19 protein-coding genes and 3 pseudogenes are annotated in these 21,500 nt (G+C 70.8%); 9 read left to right on the forward strand and 13 right to left on the reverse strand.

Annotated features, from left to right (window positions below):
* Positions 1-279 precede the first annotated feature (279 nt).
* Positions 280-801, forward strand: a complete 522-nt coding sequence (locus ACIBLA_RS15600; protein ID WP_363244062.1) for a universal stress protein — start codon at positions 280-282, stop codon at positions 799-801.
* Between the two features lie 31 nt (positions 802-832).
* On the opposite strand, the gene glmS is transcribed toward ACIBLA_RS15600, so the two are convergent.
* From glmS to ACIBLA_RS15615, 3 genes and pseudogenes are all read right to left on the reverse strand, one after another.
* Positions 833-2,662 (reverse strand): glutamine--fructose-6-phosphate transaminase (isomerizing), encoded by a 1,830-nt coding sequence (gene glmS / locus ACIBLA_RS15605; RefSeq protein ID WP_363244061.1) that lies wholly within the window; start codon positions 2,660-2,662, stop codon positions 833-835.
* Positions 2,663-2,716: 54 nt separating this feature from the next.
* Positions 2,717-2,998 (reverse strand): hypothetical protein, encoded by a 282-nt coding sequence (locus tag ACIBLA_RS15610; protein WP_363244060.1) that lies wholly within the window; start codon positions 2,996-2,998, stop codon positions 2,717-2,719.
* Between the two features lie 88 nt (positions 2,999-3,086).
* A pseudogene (locus ACIBLA_RS15615) lies at positions 3,087-3,473 on the reverse strand (SHOCT domain-containing protein); the annotation flags it as partial.
* On the opposite strand from ACIBLA_RS15615, the pseudogene ACIBLA_RS15620 reads away from it, so the two are divergent.
* The 3 genes and pseudogenes from ACIBLA_RS15620 to ACIBLA_RS15630 all read left to right on the forward strand — a co-directional run.
* A pseudogene (locus ACIBLA_RS15620) lies at positions 3,418-3,936 on the forward strand (family 20 glycosylhydrolase); the annotation flags it as partial. The pseudogenes ACIBLA_RS15615 and ACIBLA_RS15620 overlap by 56 nt on opposite strands.
* 81 nt (positions 3,937-4,017) lie before the next feature.
* Positions 4,018-4,317: a hypothetical protein gene (locus tag ACIBLA_RS15625; protein ID WP_363244059.1), complete on the forward strand. Its 300-nt coding sequence runs from the start codon at positions 4,018-4,020 to the stop codon at positions 4,315-4,317.
* Positions 4,318-4,451: 134 nt separating this feature from the next.
* On the forward strand, positions 4,452-5,123 hold the full coding sequence (locus tag ACIBLA_RS15630) for a lysophospholipid acyltransferase family protein (RefSeq protein WP_399198890.1): 672 nt from the start codon (positions 4,452-4,454) through the stop codon (positions 5,121-5,123).
* A 4-nt stretch (positions 5,124-5,127) separates the two neighbouring features.
* Here the strand turns inward: ACIBLA_RS15630 and ACIBLA_RS15635 are convergent, their stop codons facing one another.
* The 6 genes from ACIBLA_RS15635 to ACIBLA_RS15660 all read right to left on the reverse strand — a co-directional run bounded on the left by ACIBLA_RS15635 (position 5,128) and on the right by ACIBLA_RS15660 (position 13,433).
* On the reverse strand, positions 5,128-6,003 hold the full coding sequence (locus tag ACIBLA_RS15635) for a siderophore-interacting protein (RefSeq protein ID WP_399198891.1): 876 nt from the start codon (positions 6,001-6,003) through the stop codon (positions 5,128-5,130).
* Between the two features lie 3 nt (positions 6,004-6,006).
* Positions 6,007-7,041, reverse strand: coding sequence for an ABC transporter substrate-binding protein (locus ACIBLA_RS15640; protein WP_399198892.1), 1,035 nt, complete (start codon positions 7,039-7,041; stop codon positions 6,007-6,009).
* Between the two features lie 591 nt (positions 7,042-7,632).
* Positions 7,633-8,787, reverse strand: coding sequence for an acyl-CoA dehydrogenase family protein (locus ACIBLA_RS15645; RefSeq protein ID WP_363242337.1), 1,155 nt, complete (start codon positions 8,785-8,787; stop codon positions 7,633-7,635).
* A 2-nt stretch (positions 8,788-8,789) separates the two neighbouring features.
* Positions 8,790-9,725 carry a hydroxymethylglutaryl-CoA lyase gene (locus ACIBLA_RS15650; RefSeq protein WP_399198893.1) on the reverse strand — a complete coding sequence of 312 codons (936 nt, stop codon included), beginning with the start codon at positions 9,723-9,725 and terminating at the stop codon, positions 8,790-8,792.
* Positions 9,722-11,677, reverse strand: coding sequence for an acetyl/propionyl/methylcrotonyl-CoA carboxylase subunit alpha (locus ACIBLA_RS15655; RefSeq protein ID WP_399198962.1), 1,956 nt, complete (start codon positions 11,675-11,677; stop codon positions 9,722-9,724). Before ACIBLA_RS15655 ends, ACIBLA_RS15650 begins: the two co-directional genes overlap by 4 nt.
* A gap of 124 nt (positions 11,678-11,801) precedes the next feature.
* A complete protein-coding gene (locus ACIBLA_RS15660) occupies positions 11,802-13,433 on the reverse strand; it encodes a carboxyl transferase domain-containing protein (RefSeq protein WP_399198894.1) in 1,632 nt (543 codons plus the stop codon).
* A 120-nt stretch (positions 13,434-13,553) separates the two neighbouring features.
* Here ACIBLA_RS15660 and ACIBLA_RS15665 point away from each other — a divergent pair, with 120 nt between their 5' ends.
* Positions 13,554-14,186 carry a TetR/AcrR family transcriptional regulator gene (locus ACIBLA_RS15665; protein ID WP_399198895.1) on the forward strand — a complete coding sequence of 211 codons (633 nt, stop codon included), beginning with the start codon at positions 13,554-13,556 and terminating at the stop codon, positions 14,184-14,186.
* Here the strand turns inward: ACIBLA_RS15665 and ACIBLA_RS15670 are convergent.
* Positions 14,176-14,661, reverse strand: a complete 486-nt coding sequence (locus ACIBLA_RS15670; RefSeq protein ID WP_399198963.1) for a peroxiredoxin — start codon at positions 14,659-14,661, stop codon at positions 14,176-14,178. The genes ACIBLA_RS15665 and ACIBLA_RS15670 overlap by 11 nt on opposite strands.
* Positions 14,662-14,748: 87 nt before the next feature.
* Here ACIBLA_RS15670 and ACIBLA_RS15675 point away from each other — a divergent pair, with 87 nt between their 5' ends.
* Complete coding sequence (locus tag ACIBLA_RS15675) at positions 14,749-15,537, forward strand: phosphatase (RefSeq protein WP_363242333.1); 789 nt, start codon at positions 14,749-14,751, stop codon at positions 15,535-15,537.
* A 54-nt stretch (positions 15,538-15,591) separates the two neighbouring features.
* Here the strand turns inward: ACIBLA_RS15675 and ACIBLA_RS15680 are convergent.
* The 3 genes and pseudogenes from ACIBLA_RS15680 to ACIBLA_RS15690 all read right to left on the reverse strand — a co-directional run.
* A pseudogene (locus ACIBLA_RS15680) lies at positions 15,592-15,766 on the reverse strand (acyl-CoA thioesterase II); the annotation flags it as partial.
* A gap of 23 nt (positions 15,767-15,789) precedes the next feature.
* Positions 15,790-16,947 (reverse strand): acyl-CoA dehydrogenase family protein, encoded by a 1,158-nt coding sequence (locus ACIBLA_RS15685; protein ID WP_399198896.1) that lies wholly within the window; start codon positions 16,945-16,947, stop codon positions 15,790-15,792.
* A gap of 145 nt (positions 16,948-17,092) precedes the next feature.
* Positions 17,093-18,442: an aminotransferase class I/II-fold pyridoxal phosphate-dependent enzyme gene (locus tag ACIBLA_RS15690; RefSeq protein WP_399198897.1), complete on the reverse strand. Its 1,350-nt coding sequence runs from the start codon at positions 18,440-18,442 to the stop codon at positions 17,093-17,095.
* Between the two features lie 267 nt (positions 18,443-18,709).
* Here ACIBLA_RS15690 and ACIBLA_RS15695 point away from each other — a divergent pair, with 267 nt between their 5' ends.
* From ACIBLA_RS15695 to ACIBLA_RS15705, 3 genes are read left to right on the forward strand one after another with little or no spacing between them, the layout of a single operon-like run.
* Positions 18,710-19,705: a hypothetical protein gene (locus tag ACIBLA_RS15695; protein WP_363242330.1), complete on the forward strand. Its 996-nt coding sequence runs from the start codon at positions 18,710-18,712 to the stop codon at positions 19,703-19,705.
* 19 nt (positions 19,706-19,724) lie between these two features.
* Complete coding sequence (locus ACIBLA_RS15700; RefSeq protein WP_363242329.1) at positions 19,725-20,543, forward strand: deaminated glutathione amidase; 819 nt, start codon at positions 19,725-19,727, stop codon at positions 20,541-20,543.
* Entirely contained in the window at positions 20,540-21,490 is a 951-nt protein-coding gene (locus tag ACIBLA_RS15705; RefSeq protein ID WP_399198898.1) for an ABC transporter substrate-binding protein, read from the forward strand. Before ACIBLA_RS15700 ends, ACIBLA_RS15705 begins: the two co-directional genes overlap by 4 nt.
* Positions 21,491-21,500 lie beyond the last annotated feature (10 nt).

Raw genomic sequence — 21,500 nt, forward strand, 5'->3', positions numbered from 1 at the left:
CATGATCAACGAAGCGCCCGACCGTCCGGTCACGTACCACCCCCCGGCTGGCCCGCCCTCTCACGTCCCTGTGTACCGGCCATCCGGCGTTGCGATCCCCGACGGGCTCGGGCATGCTCCCCCAGGACGTCGCGTCCGCGGCGACGGCCCCTGGGCGGAAAAGAGGAGTGTCGCCGTACTCTGGGGGGTAAGGGGTTGGGAAGATGATTCCCAGACACAGCTCCGTTGCCCCGTCAATTGTTGCTCCTTCACACAAGGACCTTCCTCGCCGAGACATCGATGGCCGGTCACGAAATCCCCGAACCCGCTGACCGCGAGCAGTTGACCGACCCCGCGTCGGACCTGCAAGCGGCGGAAGAGACGCGCCCCTCCTGCGATCCCGCCTTCCGGCACGGAGTGGTCGTGGGCTTCGACGGCTCGACATCGAGCGAGCGCGCCCTCGCGTACGCCATCGGAATGGCCCGCCGGCTCGGCTCGGCGCTGATCATCGTGCATGTGGCCAACAGACTGCCCACCACCGTCTGGGCGGGCTGCGAGCCCCCGGTCTTCGTGGACGTCCCGGACCACCGCACCGAAGTACTCGGTCTCGAACTCGCCTGCGCCGACTATCTGTCCGAGGTGCCGTGGATCCTCGTCGAGCGCGGCGGCGACATCTGCCACGAACTCGAAGAGGTCGGCGAGGAGTACTCGGCCGACGCGATCGTCGTCGGCTCCACGCACGGCATCGTCGGACGCATCTTCGGCACGGTGGCGGGCCGGCTGGCACGACGGGCCCAACGGCCCGTCGTGGTCATCCCGTAGGGCCGGCAGCTCTGTCCGGTGTCGGCGTCTCCTATTCCACCGTCACGGACTTGGCGAGGTTACGCGGCTTGTCGATGTCCCGGCCCAGCGCCAACGCCGTGTGATAGGCGAGCAGTTGAAGCGGGATGCCCATCAGGATCGGGTCCAGCTCCGTCTCGTTCTTCGGCACCACGATCGTCTGGTCGGCCTTCGGCTGCTCCTGGTGCGCGACCGCCAGGATCCGGCCGCTGCGCGCCTTGATCTCCTCCAGCGCCGCGCGGTTCTTCTCCAGCAGGTCGTCGTCCGGCACGATCGCCACCGTCGGCAGCGCCGGCTCGATGAGCGCGAGCGGGCCGTGCTTCAATTCCGAGGCGGGATAGGCCTCGGCGTGGATGTACGAGATCTCCTTGAGCTTCAACGAGGCCTCAAGCGCCACCGGATAGCCGCGCACCCGGCCGATGAACATCATCGACTTCGCGTCCGCGTACTCCTCCGCCACCTTCTTGATGTCCGCCTCGGACTCAAGGATCTCCGCGATCTGTTCGGGCAGCCTGCGCAGCCCCGCGATGATCCGCTTGCCGTCGGCGACCGACAGATCGCGGATCCGGCCCAGATGCAGCGCGAGCAGCGCGAAGGAGACCACCGTGTTGGTGAAGCACTTGGTGGAGACGACGCAGACCTCGGGGCCCGCGTGCACGTACACGCCGCCGTCGGTCTCGCGGGCGATCGCCGAGCCGACGACATTGACCACGCCGAGCACCCGCGCGCCCTTGCGCTTGAGTTCCTGCACGGCGGCCAGCACGTCGTACGTCTCGCCCGACTGCGACACGGCGATGTAGAGCGTGTCGGGGTCCACGACCGGGTTGCGGTAACGGAATTCGGACGCGGGCTCGGCGTCCGCCGGGATCCGCGCCAGCGACTCGATCAGCCCGGCGCCGATGAGACCGGCGTGGTACGAGGTGCCGCAGCCGAGGATCTTGATGCGCCGCACCCCGCGCGCCTCGCGCGCGTCCAGATTCAGGCCGCCCAGGTGCACGGTCGAGAACCGGTCGTCGATCCGGCCGCGCAGCACCCGGTCCACGGCCTCGGGCTGCTCGGAGATCTCCTTGTGCATGTACGTGTCATGGCCGCCCATGTCGTACGACTCGGCCTCCCACTCCACGGTGGTCGGCGTGGCCGAGGTGCGCGAGCCCTCGGTGGTGTACGTACGGAAGTCGTCGGCCTTGATGGTGGCCATCTCGCCGTCGTCGAGCGTGACGACCTGGCGGGTGTGGGAGACCAGCGCGGCGACGTCGGACGCGACGAACATCTCCTTCTCGCCGATGCCGAGGACGACGGGCGAGCCGTTGCGGGCGACGACGATACGGTCCGCGAAGTCGGCGTGCAGGACGGCGATGCCGTACGTGCCCTCCACCAGCTTCAGCGACTGGCGGACCTTCTCCTCCAGCGTCTCGGCCTGCGAGCGCGCGATGAGATGGGTCAGGACCTCGGTGTCGGTCTCGGAGAGGAACACGACACCGTCGGCCTCCAGCTTCAGGCGCAGCTCGGTGGCGTTGTCGATGATGCCGTTGTGGACGAGGGCGACCTTGTTCTCGGGGTCGAGGTGCGGGTGAGCGTTCTCGTCGCTCGGGGCGCCGTGGGTGGCCCAGCGGGTGTGCGCGATACCGGTGGTGCCGGCGAAGCGCTTGGGGACGCGGGACTCCAGCTCGCGGACCCGGCCCTTGGCCTTGACCATCTTCAGGGCAGCCGGCTTGCCCGCCGTCGCCTTGCCGGTGATGACCAGGCCTGCGGAGTCGTAACCCCGGTACTCCAGCCGCTGTAGGCCCTCAAGCAGCAGGGGAGCCACGTCACGCCTGCCGATGTAACCGACGATTCCGCACATATCGGTCTCTGCCTCTCCGTCATCCGTCAATGTTCAGTGGTACCGCTGCTCGGCTCAGCCGTAGACGATGCGCCGGAGCTGTCTGAGGGACAGCTCCGGCGGCGCCACCGCGCGGTGCGGCAGCTCGGCCGCGATCCGCTCGAAGATCTCCGGGTTCGCGGCGCCGCCGGCCTGTAGCTCGCGGTGCCTGCGCCGGACGAACTCCTCGGTGGTCTCGTCGAAGTACGCCAGAACGTCCAGGATCACCCGGACCGCCTCGCCGCGCGGGAGCGCGGTGCTGCGGACCAGATGGTCGACGAGGTCGTCGTGGGACGAGGGTGAACGGCGTTCGAGCACCCGTAGATACTGCGGGTGCGCGGGACTGTTTGCAAGAATTCTGCCCGATTCCGGGCAGAAGTGTCCATGATCTCCGTCCGGACCCTACTCAGAGGCGCTTCAGTACGGCCTGCTTGGCGGTAGTGAACTCCTCCTCCGTGAGGATCCCGGCCAGATGCAGTTCGCCCAGCTCACGGAGCCTGCGCAGCAGCGCGTCATGATCGTCGCCACTCGCCGCCGCGGGGGCGGAGGCGGGCGCGGGTACAGGCGCGGCGGCCTCGGCGGTCTTGGTGAGGAGCTCCGGCGCGGCGTGCGGGTGCGGCAGCCGGGCCACCACGGCCGCGGCGACCAGCGCCATCAGCGGGTCCTTCCGGAAGCCGTACAGCTCCACGGCGTGCGGGTCGTGCTTGGGCGCCGGGGGATTGCCCTTGGCGACCCGGAAGACCGTGGTGGGTTGGCACCAGCTGACCGGTGCCGACCCGGTGAAGGGCGCGGTCGCGCAGTACTGGGGCTACGACGCCACGGGCGCCGCCGAGCGCGCACAGGTCGCCGAGGCGACCAAGGCCGGCACGAAGCTGATCCTGTCGCCGGCCGACCGCGTCTATCTCGACATGAAGTACGACCGGAACACCGACCTGGGCCAGACGTGGGCCGGTCTGGTGGAGGTGGACCGTTCGTACGACTGGGATCCGGCGGCCTATCTCGCCGACGCCGGGGTCGATCCCGGCGCGGTGCTGGGCGTCGAGGCGCCGCTCTGGTCGGAGACCCTGTCGACCAGCGACCACATCGAGAAGATGGCGTTCCCGAGGTTGCCCGGTGTCGCGGAGCCCGGCTGGTCCCCGCAGTCGGCGCGGGACTGGGACACGTACAAGCAGCGGCTGGCGGCGCAGGGGCCGCGGCTGACGGCTCTGGGGATCGACTACTACCGCTCGCCGGTGGTGCCGTGGCCCGCCGAGTGAGCGCGTCCGGGTGAGCCGGCGGCCGGTTCCCGGAGCCGACGCGGCGACGGGCTGGTGACGGGCTTCGGTAGGGTGCCGCGCATGTCTGTGAACATCCATCTCGCGCTGTGCGTCGACAAGCTCGACTCCCTGGACCAGGCCGTGGCCGTCAGGGCGGCACTGGCGGAGGTCCTGCGGGAGCACGGAATCGCCAACGAGGTCAGTCTCCGGAAGTTCCGGGAGCCGATATCCGTGAAGGTGACGACAGGCAGGTGGCCGTTGAGCGTCCGGGGTTTCGGGAAGTGGAGCACCGCGTTCGAGCGCGACGTCACGCAGGCGGTCCACGGTGCCGTGCCGACGGCCGCGATCGGCGTGGAGTGGGGTTACCCGGACGGCTACTAGTCCTCGCAGTGGCTCAACGGACTTGCGCTGCCGGGTGGTTGAGTCCGGCGGCGTGAGTACCGGTACTCACGCCGCCTCCGGTGCCGCAGGTGACCATGAGGGGCATCGCTCGTCATCCCTCCCGGAGGCCCCTCATGCTCAGCCGTACAGCCGCCGCACTGGTGCCGTGCTTCGGACGGCTCACGGTCACGCTGGACGCGGACGCCGAGTTGGCGTCCGGGAGCATCGTCGTCGCGAACCACACGTCGCTCAGCGACCCGGCGATCGTGCTCGCCGCGCTGCACCGGCTGGGCGTCGAGCCGGTGGTGATGGCGGCGGCGGGGCTCTGGCGCGTACCGCTCCTCGGGCGGGCGCTCACCCGTGGCGGCCATGTCCCCGTCCGCCGCGCGGATCCACGCGCCGCCGCCTGCCTCCAGGACGCCGCCGCCGCGCTCGCGCGTGGCCGGCTCGTCCTCATCTACGGCGAGGGCGGCATACCGGACTTCGAGTGCGCCACCGAGACGCCTCCCCACCCGTTCCGCAGCGGCCTGGCCCGCCTCGCCGCCGCCACCGGTGCGCCGGTCGTCCCTCTCGGGCAGACCGGGGCCAGGCGCCTGATGCCGGGCGGTGGCCTCGCGGGGCTCGCGGGGCTGGCCGGCGCGCCGCTGCGCCGCCCGGCCCTGCGGGTGCACATCGGCGCGCCGGTGCGGCTGACGGGCGATCTGCCGACCGCCACCGGCCAGGCCCATCGCGCGGTCACCGCCGCGTGGCGTACGGCGATGCACGCCGGGCGGGCCCCGGCCCCGGCGGTGGGGGCGACCGTCTGACCGGCTACCCGCCCGTCACCGCTTCCTCCCGCAGCTGCTCCTCGCTCAGGCCCCGCCGCCAGTAGCCGACGAACGTCACGTGCCGGCGGTCCAGTCGGCGCTCCCGTACCAGGTGGCGGCGCAGCTCCTTCACTGTCCCCGCCTCGCCCGCGAGCCACGCGTACGGGGCGTCGCCGGGCAACTCGGCCGCGCGTACCGCCTCCACGGCCGAGGGCGCGTCCTCGTCGCGCGCCAGCCAGTGGACGGTGGCGTCGGCCGCCGTCCGCAGCTCCATCCGGTCGGCGGCGCACGGCACGTCGAGCCACACCCGCGTCTTCGTCCCGGCGGGCAGCCACTCCAGGATCGCCGCGGCGGCGGGCAGGGAGGTCTCGTCGGCCCAGATCAGTACGGAGTCGGTGCCGGCCGGGGGCCGGAAGCGGACCGCCGTGTTGTCCGCGACGGCCGGCCCGAGGACGAGCACGCGGTCGCCGGGGGCCGCGTCGCCCGCCCAGCGGCAGGCCGGGCCACCGTCCGGGTGCAGGGCGAAGTCGATGTCCAGCTCGTCCGGTTCGTAACGCTGTTCGCGCACCGTGTACGAGCGCATCACGGCCCGTACGTCGTCCGGCAGCGCCCGCCAGGCCGCCCACCAGCCGTCGCCCTCCTCGACGGGGACGACGGGCTCTTCCTGCCCTGGCAGCGGCAGGAAGAGCGACAGGCTCTGGTCGCGCCCGCCGGCGGCGAAGCCGGTGAGGCCGGCGGGGCAGGTGGCTCCTGCAGGGCCGGCGCCGCCGAAGGTGACGCGGACGAGTGACGGCACCAGCCGCCGTACGCGTACGACCTGAAGGGCGAAGAAACGGAACGGAGCGCTGTCGGCCGCCGCCCCGGGCGTCGCGGTCGGCATCGGTCAGGCGACCTTCCTGGCCTTCTCGATGGCCGCGGCCAGATCGTCGAGGACCGGTGCGCACTTGTCGTACGAGTAGATGGGCTCCGTGACGCGCGGGACGACCTGACCGGCCTTGACGGCGGGCAGCTGCGCCCATGTCGGCTTGGACGTGAGGGCGTCCGGCTGGAGGGCGGAGGAACGGTTGTCCATCATGATGATGTCGGCCGGGTACTTGTCGATGTTCTCCCAGCTCAACTCCTCGAAGAAGCCCTGCGCGTTCACCTTCGGCTCGACGAACTTCACCCCCAGCTCCTGGAAGTAGAGGGTGTCGGCGGACGTCTTGGCGAGCGAGACGTAGAACAGGTCCTGGCTGGCCGAGCCGACCATCACCGTGATGTCCGGCCTGGACTTGGCAGCCGCCCGCAGCCGGCCGGCCGCCTTCTCGAACCTGGCCTTGGCGTCGGTGACCTTCGCGGCCTTCAGGTCCGCGCCCAGGGACTCGGCGAGGTCGGCGTGCCGCTGGATCGCCTTGGGCACGGTGGTCTCCGCCGCCCAGAGCGCCACGCTGGGGGCCAACTTGAGGATCTTGTCCTTGGACTGCTCCGGGACGTACCAGAGTTCGCCCTCGACCCACTGGGTGGTGACGAGCAGGTCCGGTGCGAGCGCCGCGTACTTCTCGACGTTGAACTCGCCCCATACGTTGCCGAGTATCTCGACCTTGGTGACATCGAGGTCGCCCGCCTGGATGTCCGGCTTGCCGCCCTTGGTGGTGGTCGGCCCGAAGACACCCTTGACCTCGATCCCGTAGTCGTGGAGCGCGGCGGCGGTGCCGGTGAAGGCGACGATGCTCTTCGGGACGCTGTCGGCCTTGGCGGTCTCGCCGCGGTCGTCCTTGAAGGACCAGGGCCCCGCCTTCGCGTCGCCGCCGTCGCCCTCGCCGGGGCCTCCCTTGCCGTCGTCGCTTCCGCAGGCGGCGAGCGCGACGCCGAGACCGACGGCACCACCGGCGGCGAGGACGCCGCGGCGGGTGAGGGCTGAGCTGAGGGCGTTGGGCATGTCGATGTCCGCTTTCGTACGCGCCGGGGACCGGCCGATGGGTAAGTCCAGGTAGGTTAGCCTAACCTTGCTTACCAGTACGTACTGGTGCACCGATGCCTCTGGGGTGCGGGGTTTCCGGGGTGCGGGTTCGTTGGCCGGGGGCGGGGTGCGGGGCCTTCGGAGGGGTATGTCCGGACGGCGTGATTTACGGCGCGTGCAGGGTTCGTTGGATCCGCTGACCCTTCTTTTTCACGCGCCACAAATCAGCCTGAGTGTCCGGACACACCCCTCCTGCGGCCCGCCCCCCTCAGGCCGGTGGGGGATCCGTACCAGCACCCCGTCGCTCCGGTCCGCGCGGAGGAAGGGGGACGCGCAGGGGTCGTGGTCGGACACTCAGGCTGATTTGTGGCGTGTGGAAAGCCCGGTTCCCTCGGGGCCAACGAGCGTTGCACGCGCCGTAAATCATGCCGTCCGGGCATGACCCCGGAGCGGCACCCGGCAACCACCGCAACCACCCAGCCCGTCCGGCGATTGAGGACGGACCGGTCAGCACGAGGACCCAGGTCGTACCAACCCGGCAACCCAACCAGCGCGCCGCAGGCGCACCCGCTACAGGCCCAGCTCCCGTGCGATCAGCATGCGTTGGACCTCGCTCGTGCCCTCGCCGATCTCCAGAATCTTGGAGTCGCGCCACATGCGGGCCACCGGGTACTCGTTCATGAAGCCGTAGCCGCCGTGGATCTGGGTGGCCTCGCGGGCGTTGTCCACCGCCACCGTGGACGAGTAGAGCTTCGCCAGCGCGGCCTCCTTCTTGAAGGGCTCGCCGTGGACCAGGCGGGACGCCGCGTCGCGCCAGGAGAGGCGGGACATGTGGGCCCGCATCTCCATGTCGGCGATCTTGAACTGGATGGCCTGGTTCGAGCCGATCGGGCGGCCGAAGGCGTGCCGCTCCTTCGCGTACTTCACCGACTCGTCGACGCAGCCCTGCGCCAGGCCCGTGGCCAGCGCGGAGATCGCGATGCGGCCCTCGTCCAGGATGCGAAGGAACTGGGCGTAACCCCGCCCTTCCGTGCCGACCAGGTTCGTCACGGGGACGCGGACGTCGGAGAAGGACAGCTCGCGGGTGTCCGACGCGTTCCAGCCGACCTTCGAGTACGGGGCCGCGACCGTGAAGCCGGGGGTGCCGGACGGGACGATGATCGAGGAGATCGCCGGGCTGCCGTCCTCCTTGCGGCTGGTGACCGCCGTGACCGTGACCAGGCCGGTGATGTCGGTGCCCGAGTTGGTGATGAAGCACTTCGAGCCGTTGATGACCCACTCGTCGCCGTCCCGTACGGCCGTGGTGCGTGTGCCGCCCGCGTCCGAGCCCGCCTCGGGCTCCGTCAGGCCGAACGCGCCCAGGATCTCCCCCGAGCACAGCCGCGGCAGCCACTCCCGCTTCTGCTCCTCCGTACCGAAGAGGTGCAGCGGCATCGCGCCGAGCGAGACGCCCGCTTCCAGGGTGATGGCCACCGAGGAGTCGACGCGGGCCAGCTCCTCCAGGGCGATGCCGAGCGCCATGTAGTCGCCGCCCATGCCGCCGTACTCCTCCGGGAAGGGCAGGCCGAACAGGCCCATCCGGCCCATCTCGCGCACGATCTCGTACGGGAACTCGTGCCGCTCGTAGAAGTCGCCGATCTTGGGTGCGACGACGTCCTGCGCGAACGCCTCGACGGTGCGGCGCAGTTCCTCGTGCTCGGCGGAGAGCCGGTGGTCCAGGGACATGGCTAGGACTCCTTGTGGGAGAGGGCGCTTACGGTGCGGGAAGGGCTGGGCCGCCCCAGCTGTTCGGCCATCCACACGCTGGTGGCGGTGAGCAGGCCGAGATCGACCCCGGTGTGGATACCGAGGCCCTGCAACATCCACAGGAGGTCTTCCGTGGCGAGATTCCCCGTGGCGCTCTTCGCGAACGGGCAGCCGCCCAGGCCGCCCGCCGACGCGTCGACGGTGGTCACCCCGTGCTGGAGCGCGGCGAAGGTGTTGGCGAGCGCCTGGCCGTACGTGTCGTGGAAGTGCACCCCGATCTTCGAGACGTGCACGCCTTCCTCGATGAGTGTGGCGAGCAGGCTCTGCACATGGCCGGGGGTCGCCACACCGATCGTGTCGCCGAGACTCACCTCGTCGCAGCCCATGTCGACGAGGGTCCTGACGATCCGGGCGACCTGGTCGACGGGGACCGGCCCCTCCCACGGGTCGCCGAAGCACATCGAGAGATAGCCCCGGACATGGAGCCGTTCGTCGCGGGCGCGGGCGACGACCGGCTCGAACATGGCGAGGGACTCGTCCAGGCTCCGGTTCAGATTGGCCTTGGCGAAGGACTCGGTCGCGCTGGCGAAGACGGCCACCTGACGGACGCCGAGGGCCAGCGCCCGGTCGAGGCCGCGGTCGTTCGGCACGAGGACGGGCAGCCGTACGTTCTCCAGGTCCCGCACCATCGGGAACAGCCGCTCGGCGTCGGCCAGTTGGGGTACCCACTTGGGGTGGACGAAGCTGGTCGCCTCGATGGTGGTGAGCCCGGCGGCGGCGAGGCGGTGGATGAACTCCGCCTTGATCTCCGTAGGGACGATCGTCGCCTCGTTCTGGAGGCCGTCGCGCGCACCCACCTCATGGATACGGATCCGGGTCGGCAGGCCCTCGTCCATCACGGTCATCGGGAGCGTCATTTCTCCTCCTCGGGAGCCGTGGCCGGGGCGACGACCGCCAGCACCTGGTCCATGGCGACGGTGGAGCCCGCCGTGACATCCAGCTCCGTGACCGTGCCGTCGTGCGGGGCGGAGACGACGTGCTCCATCTTCATGGCCTCGACCACCAACAGGCCCTGGCCCGCCACCACTTCGTCCCCGACCGCCACCTTGACGACGGTGACCGTGCCGGGCATCGGGGCCGTGAGCGCGTCGAGGCCGCCGGCGCCGGCGGCGCCGAGCAGCGCCGCCTCGACCGGATCGTGGTCCTGTACGTGCCAGCTGTCGCCGTCCCTGCCGAGCCAGTCGTCCGCCCGGTGGAACGTATGTGTCATCCCGTCCACCGTGACCGTCACCCGGCCGGGCTCCACATGCGAGGGGCCGCTGCCGAGCAGGCGGTGAGTGACGGGTTCATGTCCCGCCACGCGCAGATGGTGGGTGACCGGCACGGTCATGCCGCCCATCCGCCAGCCGTTCGGTACGGAGAAGGGGTCGGTCCAGCCGCTGGTGGGGGCGGGGGCCAGGGCCGACTCCCGTACCGCCGCCGCCGCTTCGTACACCTCCGGCGGCACCTCCGCCGGCACCAGCGAGTCCGCGTCCCGCTCCACCAGCCCCGTGTCCAGCTCGCCCGCCACCACGGCGGGGTGGGCCAGCAGCCTCCGTAGGAAGCCGGCGTTCGTCGGGACGCCCAGCGTCACCGTCTCCGCCAGGGCCGACCGCAGCCTGCGCAGCGCCGTCGCGCGGTCCGGGGCGTGCACGATCACCTTCGACAGCATCGGGTCGTACAGGCTCCCGACCTCCGTGCCCTCGCTCAGGCCCGAGTCGGTGCGCACGCCGTCGCCCTGCGGTTCGCACAGCGACAGCACCCGGCCGCCCGAGGGCAGGAAGCCGCGCGCGGGGTCCTCCGCGCAGACGCGGGCCTCGATCGCGTGCCCGGTGAGCGTGATGTCCTCCTGGGTGAACGGGAGCCGTTCACCGGCGGCGACGCGCACCTGCCACTCGACCAGGTCCAGGCCGGTGACCAGCTCGGTGACGGGATGCTCCACCTGGAGGCGGGTGTTCATCTCCATGAAGAAGTACGAGGCCGGGTCGTCACCCGGCACGATGAACTCGACCGTCCCCGCGCCCCGGTAGCCGCAGGAGCGTGCCGCCTGGACGGCCGCCTCGCCCATCGCCGCGCGCGTCTTGTCGTCCAGCAGGACGGACGGCGCCTCCTCGATGATCTTCTGGTGGCGGCGCTGCAACGAGCACTCGCGCTCGCCGAGATGGACCACATTGCCGTGTCCGTCGGCCAGCACCTGGATCTCGATGTGGCGCGGCCGGTCGATCCACCGCTCGACCAGGAGCGTGTCGTCGCCGAAGGACGCGCGGGCCTCGCGCCGGGCCGCCGCGATCTCGTCCCGCAGGGCCGACTCCAGGCGGGTGAGCCGCATGCCCTTGCCGCCGCCGCCCGCCGACGGCTTCAGCAGCACCGGCATCCCGATCTCCCTGGCCGCGTCGGCCAGTTGGGCGTCGGTCAGACCGCTGCCCGAGGAGCCGGGCACCACCGGGACCCCGGCCGCCGCCACGGTCTCCTTGGCGCGGATCTTGTCGCCCATCAGGGAGATGGCGGACGCGGTCGGCCCGATGAAGACCAGCCCGGCGTCCGTACACGCCTGCGCGAAGGCCGCGTTCTCCGCGAGGAAGCCGTAGCCCGGATGGACCGCCTGGGCGCCCGTACGGGCCGCGGCCTCCAGCAGCCGCTCGCTCACCAGATAGCTCTCGGAGGCGGGTGCCGGGCCGATCCGCACGGCGGTGTCCGCCTCACGGACATGCCGGGCGTCCGCGTCGGCGTCGCTGAAGACCGCGACGGAGCGGACGCCGAGCGCGCGCAGCGTACGGATGACGCGGACCGCGATCTCGCCACGGTTCGCGACGAGGACGGTGTCGAACATGCTGGTCGATTCCGGGGAGTTCGGGTGCGGGGAGGTCAGGTGCGGGGCGGTCGTGGCCGCGGTCGCGGACGCGCTCGTGGCCGCCGTCGTGTTCGTGGTCGTGTGCAGGGAGGTCATCTGTCACTCACATCCGGAAGACGCCGAAGCCGGGGGCGGTGCTGTCCTTCTGGGGAAGCGGGGCGTTGGCGCAGGCCGTCAGCGCCAGACCCACCACCTGACGGGTCTCCAGCGGGTCGATCACCCCGTCGTCCCAGAGCCGCGCCGTCGCGTAATAGGCGTTGCCCTGCGTCTCGTACTGCGCGCGCACCGGGTCCTTGAACGCCTCTTCCTCCTCGGCCGGCCACTCTTCGCCGCGCCCCTCGATCTGGTCGCGTTTGACGGTCGCCAGCACCGAGGCCGCCTGCTCGCCGCCCATCACCGAGATCTTGGCGTTGGGCCACATCCACAGGAAGCGGGGGGAGTAGGCCCGGCCGCACATCGAGTAGTTCCCCGCGCCGTACGAACCGCCGACCACGACCGTGAGCTTCGGTACCCGCGCGCACGCCACGGCCGTCACCATCTTCGCGCCGTGCTTGGCGATGCCGCCCGCCTCGTACGCCTTGCCGACCATGAACCCCGAGATGTTCTGGAGGAACAGCAGCGGGATGCCGCGCTGGTCGCACAGCTCGATGAAGTGCGCGCCCTTCTGGGCCGATTCGGAGAACAGGATGCCGTTGTTGGCGACGATCCCCACCGGGTGGCCGTGGACCCGCGCGAAGCCGGTCACCAGGGTCGTACCGAACTCGGACTTGAACTCCGCGAACCGCGAGCCGTCCACGAGCCGGGCGATCACCTCACGGACGTCGTACGGCGTGCGCGAATCGACCGGCACCGCCCCGTACAGCCCCATCGGGTCGACCTTCGGCTCCTCGGCCGGCTCGACCTGCCAGGGCACCGAGCCGCGCTCGGGGAGCGTCGAGACGATCGTGCGGACGATCCGCAGCGCGTGCGCGTCGTCCTCGGCGAGATGGTCGGTGACCCCCGACGTACGGGAGTGGACCTCGCCGCCGCCCAGCTCCTCGGCGGTGACGACCTCGCCGGTCGCCGCCTTCACCAGCGGCGGGCCGCCCAGGAAGATCGTGCCCTGGTCGCGGACGATCACGGCCTCGTCGCTCATCGCCGGCACATACGCGCCGCCCGCCGTGCAGGAACCGAGGACGGCCGCGATCTGCGGGATCCCGGCGCCGGACATCCGCGCCTGGTTGTAGAAGATCCGGCCGAAGTGGTCGCGGTCGGGGAAGACCTCGTCCTGCATCGGCAGGAAGGCGCCGCCCGAGTCCACGAGATAGACGCACGGCAGTCTGTTCTCCAGCGCGACCTCCTGGGCGCGCAGATGCTTCTTCACCGTCATCGGGTAATACGTCCCGCCCTTGACCGTGGCGTCATTGGCGACCACGACCACCTCACGGCCGCTGACCCGGCCGATCCCGGCGATCACCCCGGCCGCGGGCGCCTGCCCGCCGTACATGTCCTCCGCCGCCAGCGGGGCCAGCTCCAGGAAGGGCGAGCCGGGGTCCAGCAGGGTGTCCACCCTGTCGCGGGGCAGCAGCTTCCCGCGCGCCACATGCCGGGCGCGGGACTTCTCGCCGCCGCCGAGCCGGGCGGCTGTGAGCCTGGCACGCAGGGCGTCCGCGAGCTGCAGATGCGCCGCCTCGTTGACGCGCCAGGCCTCGGACGCCGGGTCCGCGGCGCTCGCCAGCACGGGTGCCTGCTGCATCGGTCGAGCTCCCTTGCTCGGTCTTGCCCGGTCTCGCTGGGGCGGTGTGCACGGTTAATGAGCGTTAACGTATTGCTCTCAGGTTAACGACCGCTAACCGTCCTGTCTAGAATGGATTCCATGAGCACCAGGACCGCGGCACCGACGCGCCGAGAGCAGATCCTCAACGAGGCCGCCAGGCTCTTCGCCGAGCGCGGTTTCCACGGGGTGGGCGTCGACGAGATAGGGGCGGCCGTCGGCATCAGCGGGCCGGGCCTGTACCGCCATTTCGCGGGCAAGGACGCCATGCTCGCCGAACTGCTCGTCGGCATCAGCGGCCGGCTGCTGGACGGCGGCAGGAAGCGGGTGGCGGCCACGGCCGGTGACCCGGAGGCCGTGCTCGCCTCGCTGATCGACGGCCATATCGACTTCGCCCTGGACGACCGCCCGCTGATCACGCTGCACGACCGCGAACTGGACCGGCTCAGGGACAGCGACCGCAAGCTCGTGCGGCAGCTCCAGCGGCAGTACGTCGAGCTGTGGGTCGGCGTGGTGCGCGAGATCCACCAGGACCTGCCCGAGCCGGTCGCCCGCGGCGCCGTGCACGCCGTCTTCGGCCTGCTGAACTCGACGCCCCACCTGAGCCCCAACGGCCGTGGCACACCCCGGAGCGCGGTGGCGGAAACGCTCCTGCGCCGCCTGGCGCACGGCGCGTTCGCCGCCCTCGGTGAGGAGGACGCCGGGTACGGCGCCGGGCCGGACGTCAGGACGTGAGGCCGGCCAGCTCCCTGGCCAGCGTCTCCACCGACTGGAACGTCGCGCCGAGCAGCGCCACGTGCTTCCAGCGCAGCGTGCCGTCCGGCGCGATCAGGAAGACCGCGCGGCGCAGCCCGATTCCGGGCGCGGCGATTCCGAAGGCCCGCGCCACCGCCCGGTCGGTGTCGGCGAGCAGCGGGATCCGCAGCCGGTACCTACGGGCGAACGCCTCGTGGCTGTCGACGTCCTGCGGGCTGATGCCCCACACCTCGGCGTCCAGCTCGGTGAAGGTCTCCAGACCGCTGGAGTACGAGCACAGCTGCTTGGTGCAGACGGTGGTGTCGTCACCGGGGTAGAAGGCGAGGACCAGCGGGTGGCCCCGCCGCTCGTCGAGGCGGTACTGCCTCCGTACGAAGGTGTCGTCCCCGTCGAGCACCCCGCCGGGCAGGGCGAAGTTCTCCACCGGGCGGCCGAGACCGGGTGATGCTGCCACAAGAGGCTCCTCGCTGATCGGGGTGTGTCCCTGTCCAGTCACCGGGACCAGCGGCACCGCGACTGCGTCTGACGGCACAATGGGCTCATGCCGATACCCAGCCGCGAAGCTCTCGTCGACCACCTCGTCCGTACGCGCATCGCCGGAGACGTGGCCACACCCAGGGACAACAACCTCTCCCACTATCGCAAGCTCGCCAACGGCGACCGCCACTTCTGGCTGGGCCTGGAGCTGGGCGACCGCTGGACCGACGAGCAGGACGTGCTCGCCGTGATGGCCGAGCGGTGCGGGGTCAACGACGATCCGGAGCACCGGCACGGCCAGGACACCATCGACCCCGAGCTGACCGTCGACGCGTTGGAGCGGATGGCGGCGCGGCTGCGCAAGGCGGCGGCGGGTCGCGAGAGCGTGCTGTTCGCCACCGGCCACCCCGGCGGCCTGCTCGATGTGCACCGGCAGACGGCGGACGCGCTGCGGCTGGCCGGCTGCGAGATCATCCGGATCCCCGGCGGCCTGACGGCCGACGAGGGCATGCTCTTCCAGTTCGCCGGCGTCGCCATGCTGGAGCGCGGCGCGACGCTCTGGCACACCCACTCGCCGGAGCCGATGCGCGCCATCCTGGACGCCCTGGAGCGCGACGGGAGACCGCAGCCGGACCTGGTGCTCGCCGACCACGGCTGGGCGGGCTGTGCGGGCCAGCGGGGCCTCGACTCGATCGGGTACGCGGACTGCAACGACCCCGCCCTGTTCATCGGGGAGGCGGAGGGCACCCTCCAGGTGACGGTGCCGCTGGACGACCATGTGACGGACCCGCGCTTCTACGACCCGATGACGGAGTACCTGCTGAACGGGGCCGGTCTGACGAACACCGTCTGAGACCCGCGGACGGCGCGCACCCGCCCCGCGCGTCACTCCCTCGGGCCCGGCTTCCAGCAGCGGGTCGTCGGCGAGCTTGCCGACCGTGCGGAACCAGACCAGCGAGCGGGCCTCACGCGGCTGCCCGGCCGTGGCGTACGGCGGGGCGTCCACGTACCGCGGATCCACCGCCGCGCGCCTCCAGCAGCCGGTCGGCCACGGACGGGTCGACGAACCGGTCCGCGTACTTCATGGCTCTGGCCGCTGACGGCCTTACAGGCCCATGGACTTGGCGATGATCATCTTCATGACCTCGCTGGTGCCGCCGTAGATGCGGTTGACGCGGTTGTCCGCGTACAGGCGGGCGATCGGGTACTCGTTCATGTAGCCGTAGCCGCCGTGCAGTTGGAGGCACTTGTCGATGACGCGGTGCGCGACCTCCGTACAGAAGAGCTTCGCCGACGCGGCCTCGGCGGCGGACAGTTCGCCCAAGTCGTGGGCATCGAGCGCACGGTCGCAGACGGCCTCGGCGGCGTCGACCTCGGCCTTGCAGGCGGCCAGTTCGAACTTGGTGTTCTGGAAGGAGGCGACGGTTTTGCCGAAGACGGTGCGGTCCTGCACGTACTGCTGCGCGAAGCGGATCGCGGCCGACGCCTGCGCGTACGCGCCGACGGCGATGCCCAGGCGCTCCTGCGGAAGATTCTGCCCGAGGTAGGAGAAGCCCTTGTTCTCCTCGCCGAGCAGGTCGTCCACGGGTACCTTGACGTCGCTGAAGGACAGTTCGGCGGTGTCCGACGACTTCAGGCCCAGCTTGTCGAGCTTGCGGCCGACCGCGTACCCCTCGGACTTCGTGTCCACGACGAACAGCGAGATGCCGTGCCTGCGGTCCTCCGGGCTCGGCGGGGCGGTGCGGGCGCAGACGATGACGCGGTCGGCGTGCACGCCGCCGGTGATGAAGGTCTTGGCGCCGTTGAGCACGTAGTGCGAGCCGTCGGCGGAGAGCTTGGCCGTGGTCTTCATACCCGCGAGGTCGGAGCCGGTGCCGGGCTCGGTCATGGCGATGGCGTACATGGTCTCGCCCGTCACGAAGCCGGGCAGCCACCGCTTCTTCTGCTCGTCGGTGGCGTACGTCTTCACATACGGCAGGCAGAGCGCGACATGCACGCTGGACCCTCCGAAGGAGACGCCCGCGCGGGCGCACTCCTCGGAGACGATCGCCTGGAACTTGAACGACTCCTCGCCGGCGCCCCCGAACTCCTCCGGCACCTCGATACCGAAGATGCCCAACTCGCCGAGCTTGTAGTAGAACTCGCGCGGCACCAGGCCCTCGGCGTACCACTCGTCGTAGACCGGGACGACCTCGGCCTCGATGAAGGCGCGAAGGGTCTCCCGGAACGCCTCGTGGTCCTCGTTGTACACGCTACGGCGCACGGGATTCCTCTCCTTCAAGGCTGAGTTGGGCTGTCTAAGCGCTTGCTCAGTCCAAGTTACCGGGCGGTTCACTCGGGTGTCCACAGACCTGCGGTGTCAGCGGCATCACAGCCCGCCGCCTCCTGGGCCTCACGCGGCGGCGCGATCAGCCGGGTCGGCCCGTCGAGGCCGATGCCGCCAGGACGATCAGCGCCGCCGTCTCGTCCAGCGCCTGTGCGTTTTCCGTGAGGCGGCTGGTGGCGATCCGTACGTGGGGGGCGGCGTAGGAGACGCAGAAGCGGCTGCCCGGTGAGACGGTGACGCCTCGCGCCGCCAGTGTGACCAGCGCGGACGTCTCGTCCGCGACCGGTACCCACAGCATCAGCCCGTCCCGGTTGGCGGTCTCCACGCCATGGCCGGCCAGGCGGTCGGCCAGCGCGCGGCGGCGCAGGTCGTAGCGGTGCGCGGCGGCCTGTACGCGGTGGCCCGTCTCGTCGTCGGACAGCAGATGGGCCAGGGCGTCCTGGAGGATCCGGCTGGTCCACCCCGTACCGAAGGTACGCAACACCCGTGCCCGCTCCACGACTTCGGCGGGTCCGCCGACCACCGCGATGCGCAGATCGGGCCCGTACGACTTGGAGTACGAGCGCACCAGGGCCGTCCGGTGCGGGAGATGGGCGCCGATGCTCGCCGCCGGGCTCATCGCGACGGGGCCGATGCCGTCGTCCTCGATCACGACGACGTTAGGTGAGCCTTCGAGCAGCGCGGCCAGCGCGGCGGCCCGTTCCTCGCTGACCGTCCAGCCGCACGGGGCCTGCGCCCGTGACTGGTGCAGGAAGAGCACGGGGCGCTGCCGCAGCGCGTCGGCGAGGGAATCGGGGAGTGGTCCTTCTGTGTCGCAGGCGACCGGGACGATCTGCGCGTCGAGCGCTTCGAGGATGTCCAGCAGCCGTGCCGCGGTCGGGTCCTCCACGGCGACCCGGTCGCCGGGGACGATCAGGGACTGACAGAGCAGTTGTACGCCTTCGTAGCCGCCGCCCACGGCCGTCCAGGCGCCCGGTTCGAACGGCCAGGTGTCCCGTACGGCGTCCAGCAGGGCGGGTGTGATGGCGGACCGGGAGTAGTCGTTGAGCTGCGGATTCCGCGCTCCCGCGAGCAGGGCGTCGTCCAGCGCCGGCAGCAGGGCCGGGTCCGGGGCGGCCACGGCGAGGTCAAGCGTGAGATGGGATCCGAGGTCCCCCACGCGCTCGAAACGGGCCGGGTGCGGAACGGTCGGCGGCCCGCTGACGACGCTGCCCCGGCGGCCGAGCGTGGTGATCATCCGGTGTCTGCGCAGTGCCGCCCAGGCCTCCGCCACGGTGCCGGGGCTCACGCCGAGTTCGGCGGCGAGGCCGCGCACCGTGGGCAGTGTGCTGCCGGGCGCGAGCTCCCCCGACCTGATGAGGTCCGTCATCGCGGCGGCGATACCGCGTGCGCTGGCGTCCGTGATGCGCGCGGCCAGTCCGGTTCTGGTCACCGCGTTCTCCTGCATTGCCCACCCCACGCCTGTCCGAGCCCCGCCCCGCACGGCCGCGCGGCGGATTACGGCAGGTTACAGCACGGAAAAATAATGTTCGGGAACAAACGGGACCTTGTTTACCCTGTCGCTGAACAATAGTGTTCCAGCCATCGCACGGCCGAATGTGGCCGAAAGTGAACTATATGCGAAGTGTGCTGAATGCAAGGAGTGCCCGCTGTGTCTTCCCCCGCACCGACGTCCGCGCCATCGTCCGCGTCATCTCCCGTGATCCGTCTGGGACTTCGTGACTGGGACCATGTCGTACCCCTGGCCTCCGGGCTGGTGGACGTCGCGGGCTTCACCGTCCGGGTCGACTCGCGCGACACCACCCCCGACGTACTCACCGAGCCCGGACTCGACGGCGGCGAGACCTCGTTCAGCCGCTACGTCCAGGCCCGCGCGGCCGGCGACGACCGGCTGGTCGGCCTGCCCGCGTTCGTCATGCGCGGATTCCGCCAGCGCTGCGTACTCGTACGGGTGGACAGCCCGCTGCACACCCTCGCCCAGCTCGCCGGGGCCAGGGTCGGACTCACCGGCTGGCCGGACTCCGGCAACACCTGGACCCGCGCCCTGCTGCGCGCGGAAGGGGTCGATCTCACCGGCGTGACCTGGCGGGTGGGGCCGCTGACAGCGGGGGAGTCGGGCAAGGACCGGCTGGGCGGCAGGCCGCTTCCGCCGAACGTCTCCGCCATGGGCGAGGGCGAGACTCTGGAGGGCGAGCTGGCCGCGGGCCGGCTGGACGCGATACTCAGCCCGTTCATGCCCGCGGAACTCTTCACCCCTGACAGCCGCTTCCGGCATCTGCTGGACGACCACCGGGCGGCCGAGCGCGCCTACTGGGCGGCCACCGGCTTCGTCCCCGGAATCCACCTCGTCACCCTCAAGCGCGAGGTCGTCGAGGCCCATCCCACGCTGCCCGCCGCGCTGCTCGCGGGCCTTGAGCGGTCCAAGCGCCGCTGGGTCGAGCGGCGCAGGCTGCTCGCCGACACCACGCCGTGGCTGCTGCACGAACTGACCGAGTCGGCCGTCCTGTTCGGCGGCGACTGGATGCCGTACGGGGCGGAGAGCAACGCGGAGATGACCAGCGCCTTCTGCGAGGAGCTGTACGCGCAGGGAGTCTGGCCCGAACCCATCGACCCGGCCGTGGTCTTCCCCGACCCCGCGCTCGCGCGCGTCCCCGACGCCGTGCTCCCCCGCCCCCTTCCCCTGACCGCCGCCTGAGCCTCCCGGAGCCGTCACCATGCGCATAGCCGTCGGACAATTCGCCGCCAGCCCCGACTGGAAGGACAATCTCGCCGCCTGCCAGGAACTCACCGCCGAGGCGGAACGGGGCGGCGCGGATCTGCTCGTACTCCCCGAAGGGGTACTGGCCCGCTTCACCGAGGACCGCCACCGCATCCGCGAGGTGGCCCAGCCGCTGGACGGCCCGTTCGTCAGCGAACTGCGCGCCACGACCGTCGGGAGCCATGTCACCGTCGTCGTCGGAATCCATGAACCCTCCGACGACGGGCGGGTGTTCAACACACTCGTCGCGCTCCGCGACGGCGAGCTGGTCGGCCGGTACCGCAAGATCCATCTCTACGACGCCTTCGGCGACCAGGAGTCGGCGAACGTACGCCCGGCGGACGAGCCGCCCGTCGTCATCGAGGTGGCCGGCACCAAGGTCGGCCTCATGACCTGCTACGACGTGCGCTTCCCCGAACTGGCCCGGCTCCTCGTGGACGCCGGCGCCGAGGTCCTGGCGCTGCCCGCGGCATGGGTACGCGGTCCGGCCAAGGAGCGCCACTGGGAGGTCATGATCACGGCGCGGGCGCTGGAGAACACCTGCTGGGTCGCGGCGAGCGGCGAGTGCGGCCCGCGCAACATCGGCAACAGCCTCGTCGTGGACCCGCTCGGCACCGTACGCACCCGGCTCGCCGCCGTACGCGGGCTGGCCTGGGCCGAGGCCGACCCCGACATCACATCCTCCGCCCGCCGGACCCTGCCCGTGCTGGCCAACCGCCGGTTCGCCGTCGACCCGGCAGTCATTCCCCTCGCACCATCTGGAGCCCACTCATGAGTTTCCCGAAACACTTCCCGAAGAGTGCGGGGTTCGCCACCGCCCTCGTCTGCTCTCTCGTCCTCGTCGGCTGCGGCAGCAACCCGCCCCAGTCCAAGGGCGCCACGGACAGCACCGGCGCCGCGGGCCAGGCCAAGTCCAAGCTGACCGTGGACAAGGAACTGAGCGCGCTGCTGCCCGAGAAGGCGCGCACGTCCGGCAAGCTGGTCTCGGTCAACAACGGCTCCTTCCCGCCGTACGAGATAGCCGGCTCCGACGGACACAGCCTCACCGGAGCCTCCGCCGACCTCTCCGAGGCGCTCGGGCAGCTCCTCGGCGTCAAGATCGAGCATGTGACGGCGGACGGCCTGCCCAGCGTGCTGACCGGAATCAAGGCGGGCCGCTACGACCTCGCGATCGGCCCGATCGGGGACTTCAAGGACCGTCAGAGCGCCAACGACTTCGTCGACTGGGCACAGGAGTTCGTCGTCTTCGCGGTGAAGAAGGGGAACCCGCAGGGCATCAAGGACCTCGACACCGCCTGCGGCAAGCGGATCGCCGTCATGGGCGGCGGCTCGGCCGAAGCCGTGATCAAGAAGCAGTCCGAGAAGTGCGTCACGGACGGCAAGCCGGCCGTCAAGGTCCAGTCGTACAAGGACCAGCCCGGCTCGATCCTGGCCGTACGGTCCGGCAGGGCCGACGCGTTCTTCTCCTCGCAGGCGCCCCTCACGTACTTCGTCTCCCAGGCGAAGGGCGAACTCGAACTGAGCGGAACAGGCCAGTCGAACGGCTTCAACGACCTCTACCAGGGCACGGTCGTCGCCAAGGACTCGCCGCTGCGCGACGTACTCGTCAAGTCGATCCAGAAGCTCATCGACAACGGCACCTACGGCCGGATCATGAAGCAGTGGGGTCTGTCCGCCAACCAGCTCGACAAGCCCGGTGTCAACCTCGGCGGCGACGCCTGATCCCAGTGAG

Origin of the sequence: Streptomyces sp. NPDC050433 (assembly GCF_044458565.1) — a bacterium.
Classification (GTDB): Bacteria; Actinomycetota; Actinomycetes; order Streptomycetales; family Streptomycetaceae; genus Streptomyces.

Coding starts and splice junctions, on each gene's coding strand:
- ACIBLA_RS15600 (WP_363244062.1), top strand. CDS start 280: ATGGCCGGTCACGAAATCCCCGAACCCGCTGACCGCGAGCAGTTGACC.
- glmS (WP_363244061.1), bottom strand. CDS start 2,662: ATGTGCGGAATCGTCGGTTACATCGGCAGGCGTGACGTGGCTCCCCTG.
- ACIBLA_RS15625 (WP_363244059.1), top strand. CDS start 4,018: ATGTCTGTGAACATCCATCTCGCGCTGTGCGTCGACAAGCTCGACTCC.
- ACIBLA_RS15630 (WP_399198890.1), top strand. CDS start 4,452: ATGCTCAGCCGTACAGCCGCCGCACTGGTGCCGTGCTTCGGACGGCTC.
- ACIBLA_RS15635 (WP_399198891.1), bottom strand. CDS start 6,003: ATGCCGACCGCGACGCCCGGGGCGGCGGCCGACAGCGCTCCGTTCCGT.
- ACIBLA_RS15640 (WP_399198892.1), bottom strand. CDS start 7,041: ATGCCCAACGCCCTCAGCTCAGCCCTCACCCGCCGCGGCGTCCTCGCC.
- ACIBLA_RS15645 (WP_363242337.1), bottom strand. CDS start 8,787: ATGTCCCTGGACCACCGGCTCTCCGCCGAGCACGAGGAACTGCGCCGC.
- ACIBLA_RS15650 (WP_399198893.1), bottom strand. CDS start 9,725: ATGACGCTCCCGATGACCGTGATGGACGAGGGCCTGCCGACCCGGATC.
- ACIBLA_RS15655 (WP_399198962.1), bottom strand. CDS start 11,677: ATGTTCGACACCGTCCTCGTCGCGAACCGTGGCGAGATCGCGGTCCGC.
- ACIBLA_RS15660 (WP_399198894.1), bottom strand. CDS start 13,433: ATGCAGCAGGCACCCGTGCTGGCGAGCGCCGCGGACCCGGCGTCCGAG.
- ACIBLA_RS15665 (WP_399198895.1), top strand. CDS start 13,554: ATGAGCACCAGGACCGCGGCACCGACGCGCCGAGAGCAGATCCTCAAC.
- ACIBLA_RS15675 (WP_363242333.1), top strand. CDS start 14,749: ATGCCGATACCCAGCCGCGAAGCTCTCGTCGACCACCTCGTCCGTACG.
- ACIBLA_RS15700 (WP_363242329.1), top strand. CDS start 19,725: ATGCGCATAGCCGTCGGACAATTCGCCGCCAGCCCCGACTGGAAGGAC.
- ACIBLA_RS15705 (WP_399198898.1), top strand. CDS start 20,540: ATGAGTTTCCCGAAACACTTCCCGAAGAGTGCGGGGTTCGCCACCGCC.